12 protein-coding genes and 1 riboswitch are annotated in these 16729 nt (G+C 66.5%); of the genes, 5 read left to right on the forward strand and 7 right to left on the reverse strand.

The genetic code is table 11. From position 1 onward, the window contains the following. Positions 1 to 33: 33 nt before the first annotated feature. Entirely contained in the window at positions 34 to 1170 is a 1137-nt protein-coding gene (locus ACFOYU_RS13270) for a TRAP transporter substrate-binding protein (RefSeq protein ID WP_226742627.1), read from the reverse strand. 346 nt (positions 1171 to 1516) lie between these two features. On the opposite strand from ACFOYU_RS13270, the gene ACFOYU_RS13275 reads away from it, so the two are divergent. Further along, the gene (locus tag ACFOYU_RS13275; protein WP_377033961.1) at positions 1517 to 3595 is read left to right on the forward strand and encodes a methyl-accepting chemotaxis protein; all 2079 of its coding nucleotides are present in this window, start codon (positions 1517 to 1519) and stop codon (positions 3593 to 3595) included. Positions 3596 to 3719: 124 nt separating this feature from the next. After that, a complete protein-coding gene (locus tag ACFOYU_RS13280; RefSeq protein WP_377033962.1) occupies positions 3720 to 5012 on the forward strand; it encodes a CynX/NimT family MFS transporter in 1293 nt (430 codons plus the stop codon). Positions 5013 to 5016: 4 nt separating this feature from the next. Here the strand turns inward: ACFOYU_RS13280 and ACFOYU_RS13285 are convergent, their stop codons facing one another. Then, positions 5017 to 6207, reverse strand: coding sequence for an O-succinylhomoserine sulfhydrylase (locus tag ACFOYU_RS13285; protein ID WP_377033963.1), 1191 nt, complete (start codon positions 6205 to 6207; stop codon positions 5017 to 5019). Positions 6208 to 6305: 98 nt separating this feature from the next. Continuing rightward, on the reverse strand, positions 6306 to 8060 hold the full coding sequence (ggt, locus tag ACFOYU_RS13290) for a gamma-glutamyltransferase (RefSeq protein WP_377033964.1): 1755 nt from the start codon (positions 8058 to 8060) through the stop codon (positions 6306 to 6308). Between the two features lie 134 nt (positions 8061 to 8194). On the opposite strand from ggt, the gene ACFOYU_RS13295 reads away from it, so the two are divergent. Beyond that, positions 8195 to 8425: a hypothetical protein gene (locus ACFOYU_RS13295; RefSeq protein WP_226742631.1), complete on the forward strand. Its 231-nt coding sequence runs from the start codon at positions 8195 to 8197 to the stop codon at positions 8423 to 8425. Between the two features lie 167 nt (positions 8426 to 8592). Next, positions 8593 to 9939 carry an MFS transporter gene (locus ACFOYU_RS13300; RefSeq protein ID WP_226742632.1) on the forward strand — a complete coding sequence of 449 codons (1347 nt, stop codon included), beginning with the start codon at positions 8593 to 8595 and terminating at the stop codon, positions 9937 to 9939. On the opposite strand, the gene ACFOYU_RS13305 is transcribed toward ACFOYU_RS13300, so the two are convergent. Both ACFOYU_RS13305 and ACFOYU_RS13310 read right to left on the reverse strand, forming a co-directional pair. Continuing rightward, positions 9894 to 10955 (reverse strand): transglycosylase SLT domain-containing protein, encoded by a 1062-nt coding sequence (locus tag ACFOYU_RS13305; RefSeq protein ID WP_377033965.1) that lies wholly within the window; start codon positions 10953 to 10955, stop codon positions 9894 to 9896. The two genes, ACFOYU_RS13300 and ACFOYU_RS13305, sit on opposite strands and share 46 nt — an antisense overlap. Before the next feature lie 689 nt (positions 10956 to 11644). After that, the gene (locus ACFOYU_RS13310; RefSeq protein ID WP_226742634.1) at positions 11645 to 13612 is read right to left on the reverse strand and encodes a TonB-dependent siderophore receptor; all 1968 of its coding nucleotides are present in this window, start codon (positions 13610 to 13612) and stop codon (positions 11645 to 11647) included. Positions 13613 to 13647: 35 nt separating this feature from the next. Beyond that, positions 13648 to 13863: riboswitch (cobalamin riboswitch) on the reverse strand. 15 nt (positions 13864 to 13878) lie between these two features. Here ACFOYU_RS13310 and ACFOYU_RS13315 point away from each other — a divergent pair. Beyond that, positions 13879 to 14736: an ABC transporter substrate-binding protein gene (locus ACFOYU_RS13315; RefSeq protein ID WP_377033966.1), complete on the forward strand. Its 858-nt coding sequence runs from the start codon at positions 13879 to 13881 to the stop codon at positions 14734 to 14736. Positions 14737 to 14750: 14 nt separating this feature from the next. Here ACFOYU_RS13315 and cobU read toward each other — a convergent pair whose 3' ends face one another. Both cobU and ACFOYU_RS13325 read right to left on the reverse strand, forming a co-directional pair. Beyond that, the gene (gene cobU / locus ACFOYU_RS13320) at positions 14751 to 15299 is read right to left on the reverse strand and encodes a bifunctional adenosylcobinamide kinase/adenosylcobinamide-phosphate guanylyltransferase (RefSeq protein WP_377033967.1); all 549 of its coding nucleotides are present in this window, start codon (positions 15297 to 15299) and stop codon (positions 14751 to 14753) included. Between the two features lie 34 nt (positions 15300 to 15333). Further along, entirely contained in the window at positions 15334 to 16725 is a 1392-nt protein-coding gene (locus ACFOYU_RS13325) for a sensor histidine kinase (RefSeq protein ID WP_226742637.1), read from the reverse strand. Positions 16726 to 16729: the final 4 nt, after the last annotated feature.

Here is a 16729-nt window from a genome sequence, read left to right on the forward strand (position 1 = left end):
CCTCCCGATGAGAGGCGGCTCGCGTGCAGCGCTTCAGGTGGCCTTGAAGAAGTGGTCGTAGGCCATGTCGCGCGAGGGCTCGTTCAGGCGCTCGTAGTCGTAGGTGCGCTGCACCCACGCCCTTTGGCTGTCGATCACCTTCTTGAAGAAAGCGTCCTGCGAGAACTCGTCGATGACCTTGTTCCAGGCATCGAGCTGAGCCTGCAGCACACTGTCCGGTGTCTTGGACACGTTGACCCCGCGGCCCCTGATCGCCTCGAGGTCCTTCGAGTAGCGGTCGAGCGCCTTCCAGGACATGTCCGCGGAGGCCGCCTCGGCGGCGTACTTGACGATCGCCTTCAGTTCAGGCGGCAGCCCATCGTACTTCGCCTTGTTGAAGATGATCTCGAAGGTCTCGCCGACCTGGTGGTAGCTCTGGAGCATGTAGTTCTTCGAGATGTCGGGGAAGCCGAGCACCAGATCCGAGGACGGATTGTTGAACTCCGCCCCGTCGATCACCCCGCGCTCCAGGGCCGGCACGATTTCGCCGCCCGCCAGAATCGTCACCGCGGCGCCGAGTTGCCGGTTCAGGTCGGCCGCAAGACCGACCGTGCGGTATTTGAGGCCCTTGAACGCATCCGCCGACGATACCTGGTTCTTGAACCAGCCGAGGGGCTGCGCCGGCATGGGACCGGAGAGAAACCCGACGATGTTCAGCTTCAGGATCTGCTGCTGCAGCTCGTTGTAGAGATCGTAGCCGCCGCCATAGTTCATCCAGGCGAGGAACGAATTGGCATTCCAGCCGAAGGAAGGCCCGGTGCCGAAGAGCGCAAAGGCCTTGTTCTTGCCGTACCAATAGGCGGCCACGCCATGGCCGCCGTCGAGAATGCCGGCATGGACCGCGTCCTGCAGTTGGAACGCCGGCACGACGGCGCCGGCCGCGAGAACGTCCAGTTTCAGGCGTCCGCCCGACATGTCGTTCACGCGCTTGGCGAAATCGTTGCAGAACTCGTGGAAGATATCCCTGTTCGGCCAGGTGGACTGGAATTTCCAGGTGGCAGTCTGCGCTCGGGATACCTGCGGTGCGGCGACAGTTGCGGCGGCGCCCAGTCCCGTGACCTGCAAGAAACGACGCCGTGATTGCTTGGCTCCGCCGGAGGCGCCAGCCTCCGGAGACTTCGCTTTCGTCATAACGACCTCCCTCATGCCCCTCTGATTTCTTATGAAGGCATTATTGTTTTGAGGTCATGTTGCGGCACTTCTATAGGGAGTTCAAGCGAATTCGGACGTAGTCCTGGTCGATGACCGCAAGAGCGCTCGCTTTTACTTGCGGATCGATTGAAAATAGCCGTGACATCCGTGTCGGCAAGACAGTTTATCCCAAAGTTCTATGCCTGCCTATCGGACGACCACCGGAGACCCGAGGCAATACGCCCGAATTCCTAGGAATAATGTGTTTCGAACAGGGTCTCCGGCAACGGGACCTTAACCTCTGCCCTGTTTTTATGACGCAGCGGAAGGCAGGGGCTGAGAAGAGATGTCCATCAAATTAATGGGAGCGACGGTCTGCATCTGCATCGCCGTCCTGCTCTCCGTCATCTTCGGTCGCGATCTGCAGCGCGAGCTGACGGCGATCGGCCAGGCCGAGCAGGTCGAGGAGGCGGCCCATCTGAGGGAGCTCCTCGGATTGACGACCGTCGAACTCTCCCAGGAACGGGTGCTGACCCAGGTCGCGCTCACCCTTCGCGAACCGATCACGCCCGAGCTCCGCTCCCGTCTCGATGCGCAGCGGATCAAGTTCGATGCGGCCACGACGAAGCTCCAAGGCGCGGCAAGGGCCTCGGACCTCTTGACCCAAGGCTTTCTGGCCGGCGTGGAAGGCGCCGTGAAGAAGATCGCCGATCTCCGGCAGGAGATCGATGCCGAGGTCACCAAGACCGCCTTCAGGCGCAGCAAGGACCGGTCACGCCTTCTCGTGCCGGAAATGAAGTCCCTCACGCGCACCCTGTTCGATTACGGTGCCTATCTCGACGTTCGCGATGCGGCCGTGCCCTCTGGCGTCCTCCACGGCCTCAACGTTCAGAAACTCGCCTGGGAGATGCGCGAATACGCCAGCCAGGACCAGACCTTCTTCCTGATCGCAAGCGCGGCACGCTCCCCCATGGACGCGGTCGCCGTCGCCGAGGCAGAAATGAATTTCGGCAAGGCCGAGGAGATCTTCAACATGGTCCGCCTGTCCCTGGAGAGCACGGATGCTCCCAAGGATCAGCGCGACATTGCGGAGGTCCTCCAGGCACAGCTCTTCGGGAGCTACCGTTCCCTGAGGGCCGGAATGCTCGAGGCGTCCGCCACGGGGTCGTTCCCCTTGAGCTTCGATGCGTTCTACGACCAGTCCAGCACTCTGCTCGAACCGGCCCTGCGCCTGTCGGAGGCCGGCGCCGCCCAGGCGGTGCAGGCCGCCGAAGGCAGCCTCGAGCACGCCCGCCGCGCCATGCTGCTGCTCATGCTCGCCGGGACGGCGACCCTCATCTGCGTCGGCGGCCTGATCTGGTTCGTGAACTTCAGGGTGTCGCGCCGCCTCGTGGTCGTGACCGGCCTCGTTCAGCGGCTCGCCAAGGGCGATCTGACGATCGATCCCCTGCGCTACAGCGGACGCGACGAGATCGGCCGCCTGGCGGAGGCCCTCCAGGTGTTCAAGGCCAATGCACAGGAGGTCGAGCACCTGCGGGCCCTGCAGGAACAGACGCGGGATCAGACCGAGGCGGAGCGGCGCACGGGGCTCCTCGCGATCGCCGACGCCCTGGAGCGCGAGGTGAACCAGGCTGTCAGCGCACTCGCCGGGGCGGCCCAGCAGGCCGAGGCGGCAACGCATACCGTTGCCGAGTCGGTGGAGGTCACGGCCAGCCAGTCGCTCTCCGCAGCTGCGGGGTCCGAGCAGAGCACCGGAAACATCGATGCGGTGGCCGTTGCCACCGAGGAGCTGACGCGCTCCTCGCTCGAGGTCACGGCTCAGATGAACCGGGCCGCCGCCGTGGCGCGGCAGGCGACCCAGATGGCGGAACGGACGAATGCCACGGTCGGCGAATTGGCCCAAACCGCGCAGCGGATCGACAATGTGGTCAAGCTGATCGCCGAGATCGCCTCCCAGACCAACCTGCTTGCGCTGAACGCCACCATCGAGGCGGCCCGCGCCGGCGAGGCCGGGCGGGGATTTGCCGTCGTGGCGAGCGAGGTGAAGGCGCTTGCCAGCCAGACCGCGCAGGCGACGGAGGACATTTCCGCCCAGATCGCCGCCATGCAGTCAACGACGGAGGAGGCGGTGACGGCCGTCGTCGGCATTGGGCGCGTGATCGGCGAGATCGACGCCATCTCGGCCTCGGTCGCCGCGGCGGCGGAGGAACAGGCGGCCGCGACGCGGCAGATCGCCGGGAATGTGGGGCAGGCCGCGGAAGGCACCCGGGAGGTGTCGCGGAACGTGGCCGGCGTCAGCGCGGCTGCCGCGACGGCAGGGGAGGCGGCGGGCCACGCAGCGGGCGCCGTCGGCCAGATCCGCGAGCAGGCGGACGCTCTCATCCTTGCCGTGGGCGGTTTCCTTTCGCGGCTCCGGGCGGCCTGACGCCGCCAGCCGCCGCACCTGCACGAGCTTCGAGCAACCCTCCCATTCTCGGCCGGCCCTGGCTGTCCGCGGCTCAGGCGTTATAGGCACATGCTCCGTCGTTCTCGCAGCAGGTCGCCCGAACGTGTCCCAGCCAAGCCAGAGTCCCGCGTCTCCCCATGAGATGGATCTTGCCGACGAGCAGCTGATCGATGCGGAGGCCGGCAGCGCGCCGCCGCCGCCGAGCCCGCCCCAGAGCGTTGCGGGGCGCGTCCTGCTCGGCGTCAGCATCGTCCTGATCGCGTTCAACCTGCGGCCGGTCTTCTCCAGCCTTTCCGTTCTCCTTCCCGAAGTCATGCAGAGCACGGGCGTGTCGCCCTCCGGCGCAAGCCTCATGACCACGCTGCCTGTGCTGTGCCTCGGCCTGTTTGCGCCCATCGCCCCCGAACTGGCCCGTCGATACGGCGCCGAACGCACGATCCTGGCGATGCTCGTCGTCCTGGCCGTCGGCACCGCTCTGCGAGGTCTGGCTACGGTGCCGGCGCTCCTGATCGGCTCGGTCCTCGCCGGTGCGGGCATCGCCGTCGTCAACGTGCTCCTGCCGGGTCTCGTGAAGCGGGACTTCCCGACCCGCGCGGCCATGATGACGGGGCTTTATACAATGGCTCTCTGTGCCGGCGCCGCCAGCGCCGCCGGTTTCACGGTGCCTCTGGAACACGTCCTCGGCGGCTCCTGGCCTCTCGCGCTCGCCGTCTGGGCGGTGCCGGCCGTCGTCGTCGTGCTTCTTTGGGCTCCGCAATCCCTGTTCTCCCAGCCCCATATCCGCCGGGCGCGATCACATGGGGCGTGGCTGTGGCGCGACAGGCTCGCCTGGCAGGTCACCCTGTTCATGGGGCTGCAATCGGCGCTCGCCTATTGCGTCTTCGGGTGGCTTGCGCCGATCCTGCGGGAGCGGGGACTGGATGCGATCACCGCCGGGTTCGTCGTGTCGGTTTCGGTCCTGGTTCAGACCGGCGCCTGCCTGGTCGTGCCCTCCATCGCCGTGAGAGGGCGCGATCAGCGATTGATCAACGTGCTGCTGGTCGCCGCCGCCGTGACCGGCCTTCTGGGCTGCCTCTTCGCGCCGCTTTCGACGGTGTGGATCTGGGCCGTGCTTCAGGGATTCGGTCAGGGGGGACTGATTGCCGTCGCCCTGACCCTGATCATCCTGCGCTCGCCGGATGCCCATGTCGCCGCGCAGCTCTCCGGCATGGCTCAGGGCGTCGGCTATGTTCTCGCAGCGTGCGGGCCGCTGATCGTCGGATTCCTCCGCGACTGGACCGGGAGCTTCGCCTCGTCGGGCCTGTTGTTCGTCTTTCTCGGCGTCGCGGCTGCCCTCTGCGGCCTCGGAGCCGGGCGGGCGAGGCATGTGGGGGCAGCCCTGACGTCCGGGGCCTGATCGGTCAGACCCGGGCCAAAGCCTGGTTCAGGTCCTCCAGGAGATCCTCCCCGTGCTCAAGCCCGATGGAGAGGCGGACGAGGCCGTCGGAGATCCCCATCTCGGCCCGCAATTCGGGTGTGAAGCGCTGGTGCGTGGTGGTTGCGGGATGCGTGACGAGGCTCTTCGCGTCGCCGAGATTGTTCGAGATGCGGATGAGCCGCAATCCGTTCATGAACCGGAAGGCACCCTCCTTGCCGCCCTGAACGTCGAGGGCGATCATGGTGGAGCCTCCGCGCATCTGCCGCTTGATCAATTCCGCCTGCGGATGGTCGGGGCGCCCCGGATAGGTCAGGCGCTCGAGCTTCGGGTGATCGTGCAGGGCGTCGGCCAGGAAGCCGGCCGTCGCGGTCTGCCGCTCGACCCGGAGCGACAGGGTCTCGAGCCCCTTGAGCAGAACCCAGGCGTTGAAGGGCGAGAGGGTGGGGCCGGTCATCCGCAGGAATTGCTGCACCTTCGTCTCGATGAACTCCGCGGAGCCGAGGATCACGCCGCCCAGGCAGCGGCCCTGGCCGTCGATGTGCTTGGTGGCGGAATAGACGACGCAATCGGCCCCCAGCTCCAGGGGCTTCTGCCAGAGCGGCGTGGCGAACACGTTGTCGACGGTGAGCGTCGCGCCGGCCGCGTGGGCGATGTTGGCGACGCCGGCGATGTCGATGATCTCCAGGCTCGGATTTGAGGGCGTCTCCAGCAGAAAGACCTTGGTTTCGGGCCTGACCGCAGCACGCCACCGGCCGAGGTCCGGTCCATCGACGAGGGTGCAGCCGACGCCGAAGCGAGGCAGGAGATCCTCGACCACCCAGCGGCAGGACCCGAAGAGAGCCCGCGCCGCGACCACATGATCTCCCGCCTGCAGTTGCCCCACCATGGCGGCGGTGACGGCGGCCATGCCCGTGGCCGTGGCGGCCGCCGCCTCGGCGCCTTCCAGGGAGGCCATTCGCTGCTCGAACATGGCGACGGTCGGATTGGAGAAGCGGGTATAGCTGTATCCCGGCTCCTCGTTCAGGAACCGTCTCTCGGCGCTCTCGGCGGTCTCATAGACGAACCCTTGCGTCAGAAAGAGCGCCTCGGAGGTTTCGCCGAAGGAACTGCGCTCCTGGCCGTCGTGAACGAGGCGGGTCTCGAGATGGTAGTCGGGACATCGTGTCTTGGTCATGGAGCGAGTGTAGGATCGTTCTTTTTAAGGAACAATCGTTTTTTATGCGGGAAGCGCATCCGTCGAGGGCCAGGGACACGCTTCCCGAGACACGGGTGCTAATTGCCGATGGCAACCCCCTCGCGCCGGCTGTCGGCGCCGCCGACAAGGCCTGACGGGCTCACCACGATGGCGTGGATGCCGGAGGTCTGAGGGATCAGGCGGATCTCATGGCCCTTCGCCTCGAGCGCCGGTTTCCAGGCCTCGGCCTCCGTCCCGGCCTCCAGCTCCGTCGGGCCGTTGCGGCTGCCGAAATTCGGCAGGTCCGCCACGACCTGCGGGTCGAGCTTCCAGTCCAGCAGGCCCACCAGGGCCTTGGCGACGTAGTTGATGATCAGGCTTCCGCCCGGCGATCCCACGACGGCATAGAGCTTGTCGTTGCCGTCGAGCACGATCGTCGGAGCCATGGAGCTCCTCGGCCGCTTGCCGCCCTCCACCCGGTTCGCCACGGGCTTGCCGTCCTCCGCGGGCGTGAAGGAAAAGTCGGTCAGCTCGTTGTTGAGCAGGAAGCCGCTCCTGGTCATGATCCTCGCGCCGAAGCCGTCCTCGATGGTGGTGGTCATGGAGACGGCGTTGCCGTTCCGGTCGACGATGGAGATGTGGCTGGTGCCGAATTCGATGCCCTCCGATGCGCCCCACCGGAAGGTCTTCTGGAACGGGGGATCGCCCGGCTGGGCCTTGCCCATGGATTTGTTCGGGTCGACGAGGGCTGCGCGGGACTTCAGGTAGCCGGGATCGGTCAGGCCCTTGACCGGAACGCTCACGAAGGCCGGGTCGGCGATGTAGAGGGCGCGGTCCGCAAAGGCGAGGCGGCCGGCCTCGGCCATCCAATGCGCCGCCTCCGGCCCGGGCTTCAGGGCCGCCATGTCCTGGGTTTCCAGGGTCGCCATGATCTGCTGCACGGCCACCTGTCCGGAGCTGGGCGGACCCATGCCGCAGATCTTGTAGCTGCGGTAGGGGCCGCAGAGGGCTGCCCGCTCCTCGACCTTGTAGTTCGCAAGGTCGTCGAGGGTCATGTCGCCCGGATTCGTGGCGTGGCCCGTCACCGTCGCCACGATGTCCTGGGCGATCTCGCCCGTATAGAAAGCATCCGCTCCCTTTTCGGCGATGGTGCGCAGGGTCCGGGCAAAGGCCGGATTCCTGAGGATGGTCCCCACGGCCTTCGGCGTGCCGTCGGCCTCGTAGAAATAGGCGCGGGCGACCGGATCGTTCTGGAGGTATTTCTCCTGGGTCAGAAGGCCGTTGAGGCGGGGCGAGATGGCAAAGCCGTTCTCGGCCAGGCGAGCCGCGGGCTCGATCACATCCTTCCAGGGCAGCTTGCCCCAGTTCCGGTGCGCGGTCTCGAGCAGGCGGACCGTTCCGGGGACGCCGACCGAGCGGCCTCCGACCACGGCATCGTAGAACTTCATCGGCTTGCCGTCGGGACCCAGGAAGCGCTCGGGCGTGGCCGCGGCGGGCGCCTTCTCGCGGCCGTCGAGGGTGGTCATGGTCGTTCCGTCCCAGAACACCAGGAACGCGCCCCCGCCGATGCCGGAACTCTGCGGCTCGACCAGGTTGAGGACGAGCTGGACGGCCACCGCCGCATCGACGGCGCTGCCGCCGGCCGCGAGAATTTCCCGTCCCGCCTGAGCCGCCAGGGGATTGGCGGCCGCGACCATGTCCTGCGTGGCCGAGCCGGCAGACTTCGCCGTGCGGCCGGTCGGCGCTTCCGGAGCCGGCGCCGCGGGTTGGGAGAAAGCGGGCGCGACAAGCGGTGCGGCCGAAAGAAAGCCAAGCCCTACGAGGCTTCGCCACAAGATTCCTTGAACTTTCATCCCTCGCTCTCCCTCTCGTCGCCGAACCTGGAACGGCCGGATTCCGGCGCCGCAATGTGCGGCAGCGAACATAGTCCTGCCGTTCTGTTCGATTATCAATCGATTCGCGGCGAGGCATAACTGAGGAGGGCAACATGAATTCTTATAATGTGTTTCGAAGTACCGGGCCCGATGGGCTCTGCTGTGCCGTACCGGAAGAGCGCTCCGTCCCCCGTTTCGTAATCGGCCCCCATTGGCAGTTCGACGGGCGCGTCGATGGTTCCGATGCCCCGCTGGGCTTCGATGGGAAGGCCGCGGCAACCGGCGTTCGGTTCAACGGCTTCTATCTCTTTGCCAGCTTCCGGCGAGAGACGGCCAAGAACTAGACCTTTCTCGAATTCACCTGCGGTATGCCGGGGGCGAAGGCTGCTTGGCATACCCGATCTCGCCGAACATGCGCTTCGGGCCGGATATGGGCTCTTGATCTCCGGCGGCGCTTGCCCTCTATCATTGCTCATCCTGCGGCCGCCGCTCCCACCTTTCCGTTGAGCCCGTGAACTCCTCCCTAGCCCTCATCTGGACGATCACGGCCGCGACCACTCTCCTGCAAGGTGCCAACGGTCTTCTGCAGGCCTTGATGCCCCTGCGCATGCAGGCCGAGGGCCTCTCGATCTCGTCCATCGGCATCGTGGCGGCGGCTTACGGGCTCGGCTTTTCATCCGGCTGCTTTCTCGCCCCGTCCTTCATCCGGCATGTGGGCTACATCCGGGCCTTTGCGAGCCTCGCGGCCATCGCGGCCGTCGTCGTGCTGGGCATGACGCAAGCCCATTCGACCCTGGCCTGGGCGATTCTGCGCGGACTGACCGGCATCACCTTCGCGTGCATCTTCACGGTGACGGACGGCTGGATCAGCGCCCGCGCCGTTTCCAGCCACCGCGGCCGCATCCTGTCGATCTACATGATCTGCACCAAGATCGCGCTCATGCTCTCTCCCCTCGGGATCGGGCTCGGCAGCATCCAGGCGGACGGGCTCTTCATGGCCGTGAGCGCGGTGATGTCCCTGTCGCTTCTTCCGATCGCCGCGACGACGACCGAGGAACCTCCCGCCCCGCGCAGCGTGCGCATCCGGGTGCGGAGCCTTTTCGTGGCGGCGCCGTCGGCCGTCATCGGCGCCTTCGCGGTGGGCCTGGTCAACGGTCCGGTCATCGCCATCACGCCGGTCTTCGGCGTCAGCATCGGGCTGACGCAGGAAAAGTCGGCGGCGCTGCTGTTTGCGCTGCAGGCCGGCAGCCTGGTGATGCAGTGGCCGCTCGGATGGCTGTCCGACCGCTCGGACCGCCGCTATGTGATCGCGGGCTTGGCCGGCGGCACCAGCCTCGTTTCGATCCTCATTCTTCTGGCGAGCGCGCAGGGTGGGGAAACGCTCATCCTGCTGGGTTTTGCCGCCTGGGGCGGTCTGGCGCTCTGCATCTATTCCGTCTGCGTCGCCCATGCCTGCGATATCGTGGATCCCGGCCAGATCGTCTCCACGGTCGGCTCACTCCTGTTTTCCTGGGCCGTGGGCGTCACGATAGGCCCCCTGTTCGGGGCCCTGGCCATGGATCTGATCGGCCCCAGGGGGCTGTTCATCTATTCGGCGGTGATCTCGTTCGCCCTGATGGCATTCATCGTCGTGCGCATCAGGCTCCTGCCACGGCCTCCGGCGAAGGGCGGATTCGTGGAGATTCTGCCGACGGGCTCGGCCACGACCGTTCTCGAGACGCGGCTGGAGGCGGACGCAGCCGCCGAAGCCTCCGCGTCCACCGACCGATCCACGGAGGAACGGCCCGGCTCAGAGGAGCCGGATGCCTCCTCTCAGAGAGCGACGCCGGCCACCGCCACGGCGGATACGCCTTCGTAGCGGTTGAGGCGCGAGTCGATCATCTCGTCGATCTTGTCGTAGACCTCCGCCACCGTGAGCTGGCGGGTCTTGCGGCCGGCCTTGGCGAAGAACAGGGCCTTGTTGGCCTTGGCCGCGGCCGGGAAGAGGCGAGGAGCGCTCTGCTTCGGCTTCTCGTCCACCATCGAGATGAACTTGCCGGCCCCGTCCACGCCGAAGAAGTGGGAGAGATAGAACTCCGACCGGTTGATCTCGCGGCCGATCTTCTGCTCGATCTTCGCCCGGTCCCGCTTCTTCATCTCCGCCGCCATGAGCGCGGAAATGTAGGGGTTGCGGCGCAGGCCGAGGATGTGCTCGCGCATGGCTTCGTCCGGCACGGTGAGCTGGCCGTTGACGACCTTGACCGCTTCCGCTTCCGCGGTCAGGCCGTGCTGCGCCCCGAAGGAGCGGATCACCTCGATCCAAGTGCTGGAAATGAACTGATAGAGTCCCTGCGCCGATGAGGACGACGCCTTGTTGTCGGGAATGAAGCTCGATTCCTTGTCCGCCAGGGCCATCATGTAGACGGGATCCACGCCGGTGACCTCGGAGGCGCGCAGGACGGCATCCACGATCCAGCGCGGCACGCGCATCTCCTCGAACCGCAGATAGTCTCCGGCCGAGGCCCCTGCTTCCGCAGTGTCGGCACCCTCGACCTCGGGAGCGTCCGTGAGCGGCATCAGGGAGATGATGCGGGCGCGCAGGTCGCCTTCCTCTGCGGCCGCAACCGGCACGATCGCCGCCAGCGGATCGGCGGCCGTCGCCGTCGGGGCCGGACGCTCCGCCTTGGCGAGGTCGGAATGCGACATCGCCTCGATCCCGTTCGCGTGGGCGACGGTGGTTTGCGCCTGGGGCGCGGCGAGGGAGTTGGCGTTCGCGGCAGCGGCCGGGTCGGACGCAGCGCTCACGGTCGCAATCGTCAGAAGGGCGCCCAGAGCCATGCTCGTGGTCAGGCGCAGCAGGGCCTTCTTGCCCCATGTGCTGTTGCCAGGGCGCATTGCCTGGCGCGGTTGAAACAAAAGACGGCTTTCGTCGTTATGCAGAAGAATGGCTGGCTGGCGAGCGTCGCGAGACGCTGTCAGGACTACAGTCATGCATGAACCCCCGAGAAGATCCCGCATCGCTCCCGCGAGGCGGGCGAGCGGTCGTTTTTCGTTCAAGTCAGGGACCCGTGGTGACGGCTCGGTATGTTCAGAATGGGTCAGCTTGACCTTGTCCGGGGTCATTCCACCTCCCATCGCGGCGTCCTGTCGCGCATTTTGAAACAGTATCACCCGGAACTTTCTAGGCAATGCTCCATCGGCTAGGCTTCATGGCCTAGGCCGCTCAGGCTAAGCGGAAGCGCTCTGGAAGGGCTGAAATCGAATACATTCAATGGCTTGGAGAGAATTAGGTCTCGATTCGACCTCGGCCGTTCGCTAACCGGCCGCGCAGGCATAGGAAGACGCGCCGCGCCTAGGACAGTGACGGCCGTCTTCTCATCGATCTCTGCTGTCGGGGTCGCCGGGGCAGGAAAAGCCCTCTCGGGGTCCCTGAAATACCGGCCCTGCCAGCTCGGCGCCGCGGGACCGAGCGGAGGCGGCTTTGCCTTGAATTAGAGGCCGGAATGGCGCCGTTTCGCCGGCGGCTTGGGAGCGGGAGAGCCCGAATGCCCTCCCGCTACAATGTCGGTTCGGCTATTGCCGCTTCACCAGGTTGCGCGCAGACCGGCATAGAAGGAGCGGCCTGCGGTGCCGTAGTCGTACACGTCCTGATACCGGGCGTCGGTCAGGTTCTCCGCCCGCGCATAGACACTGAAGGTGTCGTTGATCCGGTAATCCGCATAGACGTCGAAGCGCGCATAGGGCTGGAGCTTGTTCTGCTCACCCGTCGAGGAGAAGCGGGTGCCGGTAAAGACCACCGACGGCTCGATGGATAATCCTGCGACGGGGGTCACAATCAGGCCGAGGCGGCCCTCGTCCCGCGGGCGCCGGGCAAGGCGCAGGTCCGTAACCTGATCGAATGCCTCAAGATGGGTGTAGGTCGCCTTGACGCGCAGCCATGACGGAACGACGTCCACATCCGCCGAGAGCTCGACGCCCGACGTGGTGGCGCGGGCCACGTTCACGAAGCAGCCGAAAGCCTGGTCGGGGCGGCACTCGTCCGAGCTGGCGAAGTCGATCAGGTTGCGGAAGCGGTTGGCGAAGAACGTGGCCGACAGAAGAAGGCGATCATCGAGCAGGCGCTGATCGATGCCGACGTCGAAGCCGACCGAATGCTCCGACTCGAGCGCCGGGTTGCCGTAGCTGGGGTCGTACAGCTGGTACAGGCTCGGAGCCTTGGCGCCGGTGCCCACGCTTCCGCGGATCTTCATGCCCGTGTTCGGGACCTCGTAGGCTGCCGTGGCGCGCCAGGTGCCGAAGCGGTCGCCGTCCTCGACGTCGTCGAGACGGCCCCCGAGGGACAGATGCAGGTTCTCGAAAAGGGTGAACTGATGGAGCGCATAGAGCGAGCGCGTCGTCTGAGAGGCGTCGTTCGTCTCGCGCTCGGGCGTGACGAAGGGCAGAACGTCCCGGGCGGTCGAGGTGAGGCGCTCCCGCTCCGCTTTCGCGCCGAAGGTGAGAAGGCCGAAGGCGCCGAGCTTCAGGTCGCCCTGGTACTCCGCCGCGACGCGGTCGCCGGTGAAGCCGGAATTCGACCAGTACAGGGACGGCAGGGCATAGGAGCCCACATCCCTATAGTGTCTGTTCGTGCGGCTCGCCGAGACGAGGATCGTGTTCCGCAGCAAACCGTCCAAGGTATAGGCCGTCAGTCGGGTATGCCCCTCGAAGAGGCGCTGCTGCGACTGCGACGGCGAGTCGGGCAGACTGCCGAAGATGGCATCGTACTGTGCGCCGTTGAAGCTGCCATATCCTCCCACCTCGAGTTCCGCGTCGGGAGAGAGCGCGACAATCACGCGACCGGACGCGCCGAGGCGCTGGGCTCCATCCGCTTCGAGGGGCCAGAAGCGCGTGTTCTCGATCCTTCCGATACGGTAGCCGTAGCGGGAGAAGCCCGCCGTGTCGAAACCGGTCGTGGAGAAGGCATAGGAGACCGGACCGGAACTGCCGGAGACGGCGGCGCGCACCGCCTTGGTGCCGTAGCTCCCGGCCTCGACGCTGGTGGTGAAGCGCGGCGCGCCCTTGCCCTTGCGGGTAATGACGTTGATCACGCCGCCCATGGCATCGGAGCCGTAGAGAGCGGATTGCGGGCCGCGCAGAACCTCGATGCGTTCGATGTCCGTCGCGACCAGATTGGCGAAGTCGAACTCGGCCGATCCCGAGGACGGATCGTTCACGCGCACGCCGTCGATGAGAACGAGGGTATGGCGCGCCTCGCCGCCGCGGATGCGCACGGACGTGGTGGCGCCGGCTCCGCCGGTCTCGACAACCGAGAGGCCCGGCACGCGGCGCAGCACGTCCGCGATGCTCTTCGGGGATTCCTTGGCGATTTCCTCACCGGTGATCACCGAGATCGCGCTGCCTGCCTGCGTGATGGCGAGCGGCGTGCGGGTTGCGGTGATGACGATGTCCGGAAGGAGCATCGGCTCCGTCACGGTTTGGGCCTGCACGGCTCCGCTGACGAGCGCGCAAAACGAGACGGAAGCCGCCAGGAGGCGGCGCGATGGCGTAAACATGGAGACCTCCTGCCCGCCCCACCGCGAGCAAAGATGGGTTGCACTCGGACATTGGCCGGTCTCCTGGCTCGCGGGTTGTGGCGCACGATCCGCCTTCCCAAATCCCGAGCTTCCGCCGCGGGGGATTCAGTGGCATGAAGGATCGCCGCTCGCCGCTTACAGTTGCGGGGGCAGCCACGGGATAGGACGAATCCGCACCGTGTTCCCGTTTCACCTCGATCGCTCGAGGCACCAACGTCGGTCCCTCTCATAGGGGGTTGCCCATCATGCCGCAACTCTGCCACAAACGAATTTCCGGTCCGCTTGCGCTCGCGGCGCTTGTGTTGCTTTTCGGCACCGGGAGCGTTCCGGCCGCGCAGAAGCCGCAGCGTGTGGTCTCGCTCAATCTCTGTACCGATCAGATGCTGCTTGCCTTGGCGGACAGGGAGCAGATCGCCTCCTTGAGCCCGCTTGCCGTCGACAGGTCGCTCTCCTTCCTGGCCGACGAGGCCGAAGGCCTGCCGATGAACGAAGGGAAGGGGGAGGCAATCCTCTTCGGCGGCGCGGATCTCGTCCTCACCGGCTCCTTCGGACAATACAATCGCACGTCGCTTCTGGAGGGCCAGGGGCTTGAGGTGCTCGCTCTCGATCCTTGGCAGAGCCTGGAGCAGGGGCGGGAGCAGATCAGGACGGTCGCCCGGCGCCTGGGCCATCCCGAACGCGGCGAGGCCCTGATCGCGGACATCGACGCCGCGCTTGGGCGCACGAAGGACATCGTGCCGGACGGGCGCAGCATCCTGCACTATCAGAGAAGGGGGTGGGTGCCTGCTTCCGCGTCGCTCATGGGTGAGATCCTGCAGCATATGGGCTTCACCCTGCATCAGGACCGACTTGGGCTGAGCGGGGGCGGCGTGGCCCGGCTCGAGGAAATCGTCACCCGCCCACCCGACTACATGCTCATGGAGGACGATGCCGGGCGGGCCGTCGACAACGGCTCCGCTCTCCTCGTTCATCCCGCTCTGACGGAAAGCGTGCCGCCGGAGCGGCGCCTGTCCATGGCCGGCCGGCTGGAGATCTGTGGCGGGCCGTCGACGCCTGCCGCCATCGATGCTCTCGCGGAAGAGGTCAGGAAGAAGGTGCGGTAACCCGGAGCAGCCACTTACCGGAGCGTCAGTCGGAGAGGGGGCGCGGGCTTGAGGAGAAGCGGGCATCCGGCCGCCATGAAGACCACGGCATCGCAGGTTGCGGCCATCCGCTGGTTCAGCCGCCCCTGGGCGTCACGGAATGCGCGCCCGAGAGGGGTTTCCGGCACGAGGCCGTGGCCGACCTCGTTCGAGACGAGCACGAGAGGTCCCGCGGCTTCGGCGACCGCCCGCACGAGGTCATGCGTCCCTTGTTCCACGTTCGCCCCCGCGAGCAGAACGTTCGACAGCCACAGCGTCAGACAATCGACCAGCACGACCCGCTCGGGAGCGGTTTCCCGGCGGATGGCCTCGGCGAGGGCGAGCGGAGCCTCGCGGGTCGTCCAGGAATCGTCGCGCTCGGACCGGTGGCGGGCAATGCGCTCCCGCATCTCGTCGTCGAGCCCCTGGGCCGTCGCCACATAGACCCGCTGTCCGAAGGCCGTTTCGGCCAGATCTTGGGCCAGACGGCTCTTTCCCGAGCGGGCTCCGCCGAGAACGAGGGTGCGGCGAGAAACGGTCGTCATGGATCACCCGTGGCAGGATCGCGGCGGCCGGCCGTCAAGCGGTCAGGCGGCCGAGCGGCATCGCCATGTGCACGCACAGACCCTCGGTTCGCCATTCGCGCTCCAGCGTGCCGCCGAGCTGGCCGGCGATGCTTCTCTGGGCAAGCTGACTGCCGAACCCCTCGAAGCTGGGCGGCCCGAGGACCGGCGGCCCCCCGACCTCGGTCCAGTCGATCCTGACGTCGTCGCCGTCGATCCTCCACCGGATGGCAAGCTGTCCCTCCGAATTGGACAGGCAGCCGTATTTGGCGGCGTTGGTGGCAAGCTCGTGCAGGACCAGGGCGAGGCTCGTGGTGGTGTTGGAGCCCACGCGCACCTCGGGGCCCTCGGCGACGATCCGGCCGCCTTCCACCTGGGTGTAAGGCGCAAGGACGGACTCGATGAGCTTCTTCAGGTCGACCTCGGAGCCCCCGTGAGCGCCTGAGGCCGACACCGGCTGGACCAGTTCATGCGCCCGCGACAGGGCGCTCAGGCGTCCCCGCAGGGCATTGGCCATCTCCTTGGGATCCTTGGCCGTTCGGGCCGTCATGGAAACCATGCCGTTGGCGATGGCGAAGAGGTTCTTGACCCGGTGCGTCAATTCCCGCGTCAGGAGCTGCTGCGCTTCCTGCGAGGCCTTCTGCTCGGTGATGTCGCTGATGATGCCGGAGAGGCTGACGGCACGAGGCCGGTCGCCGCTCCCGACGAAACGGACGGATCCGTTGGAGCGCATCCAGCGGACGCTGCCATCGGAGAGGATGGTTCGATACTCCGCCTCGTAGCGGCCACCGGAGCCCGGGGCGGTGGCAGCCGCCATGTGCTCCTTCACGGCCTGGCGATCATCAGGATGAACCCGCTCCATGGCCTCCTCCAGGGGCATGCTGTGCAGGCCGTCGGGTGGAATGTTGAAGAGGGCGCAGGTTCCTTCATCCCAGCTCACGGTTCCGGCGTCGAGATCGATCCTCCACGTGCCGAGCCGGGCGGCCTCGAGCGCCAGCCGGTGCTGCTCCTCCAGGGTGCGAAGGGATTCCTCCGCCTGCTTCTGGCCGTCGATGTCGGTGCAGGTGCCGAACCAGCGCGCGATCGTTCCGGACATGTCCTGGATCGGGATGCCCCGGCTGAGCATCCAGGAATAGTGTCCATCCGCCCGCCTGATCCGGCATTCTCCCTCATAGGGCTGCCCCGCTTCGAGCGACGCATGCCAGCGGTCGAGGACCGTCGGGAGGTCGTCGGGGTGAACGGCGCCGGTCCATCCCTCGCCGAAGGATTGCTCCATCGTCAAACCGGTGAATTCGTGCCAGCGCCGGTTGAAGTAGTCGTGATATCCATCCGGACGGGCCGACCAGACAAGCTGCGGCAGACTTTCCGCCAGAACGGCAAACTGGCTCTCGGTCGCATTCAAGTCCACTCGC

Source organism: Microvirga sp. GCM10011540, from assembly GCF_042650665.1.
In the GTDB taxonomy this organism is placed as follows: domain Bacteria; phylum Pseudomonadota; class Alphaproteobacteria; order Rhizobiales; family Beijerinckiaceae; genus Microvirga; species Microvirga lenta.

Excerpts from the sequence above, each read along its gene's own strand:
- ACFOYU_RS13270 (WP_226742627.1), bottom strand. The coding sequence starts at position 1,170 with ATGACGAAAGCGAAGTCTCCGGAGGCTGGCGCCTCCGGCGGAGCCAAG.
- cobU (WP_377033967.1), bottom strand. The coding sequence starts at position 15,299 with ATGACGACCGTTTCTCGCCGCACCCTCGTTCTCGGCGGAGCCCGCTCG.
- ACFOYU_RS13285 (WP_377033963.1), bottom strand. The coding sequence starts at position 6,207 with ATGACCAAGACACGATGTCCCGACTACCATCTCGAGACCCGCCTCGTT.
- ggt (WP_377033964.1), bottom strand. The coding sequence starts at position 8,060 with ATGAAAGTTCAAGGAATCTTGTGGCGAAGCCTCGTAGGGCTTGGCTTT.
- ACFOYU_RS13305 (WP_377033965.1), bottom strand. The coding sequence starts at position 10,955 with ATGCGCCCTGGCAACAGCACATGGGGCAAGAAGGCCCTGCTGCGCCTG.
- ACFOYU_RS13315 (WP_377033966.1), top strand. The coding sequence starts at position 13,879 with ATGCCGCAACTCTGCCACAAACGAATTTCCGGTCCGCTTGCGCTCGCG.
- ACFOYU_RS13310 (WP_226742634.1), bottom strand. The coding sequence starts at position 13,612 with ATGTTTACGCCATCGCGCCGCCTCCTGGCGGCTTCCGTCTCGTTTTGC.
- ACFOYU_RS13275 (WP_377033961.1), top strand. The coding sequence starts at position 1,517 with ATGTCCATCAAATTAATGGGAGCGACGGTCTGCATCTGCATCGCCGTC.
- ACFOYU_RS13295 (WP_226742631.1), top strand. The coding sequence starts at position 8,195 with ATGAATTCTTATAATGTGTTTCGAAGTACCGGGCCCGATGGGCTCTGC.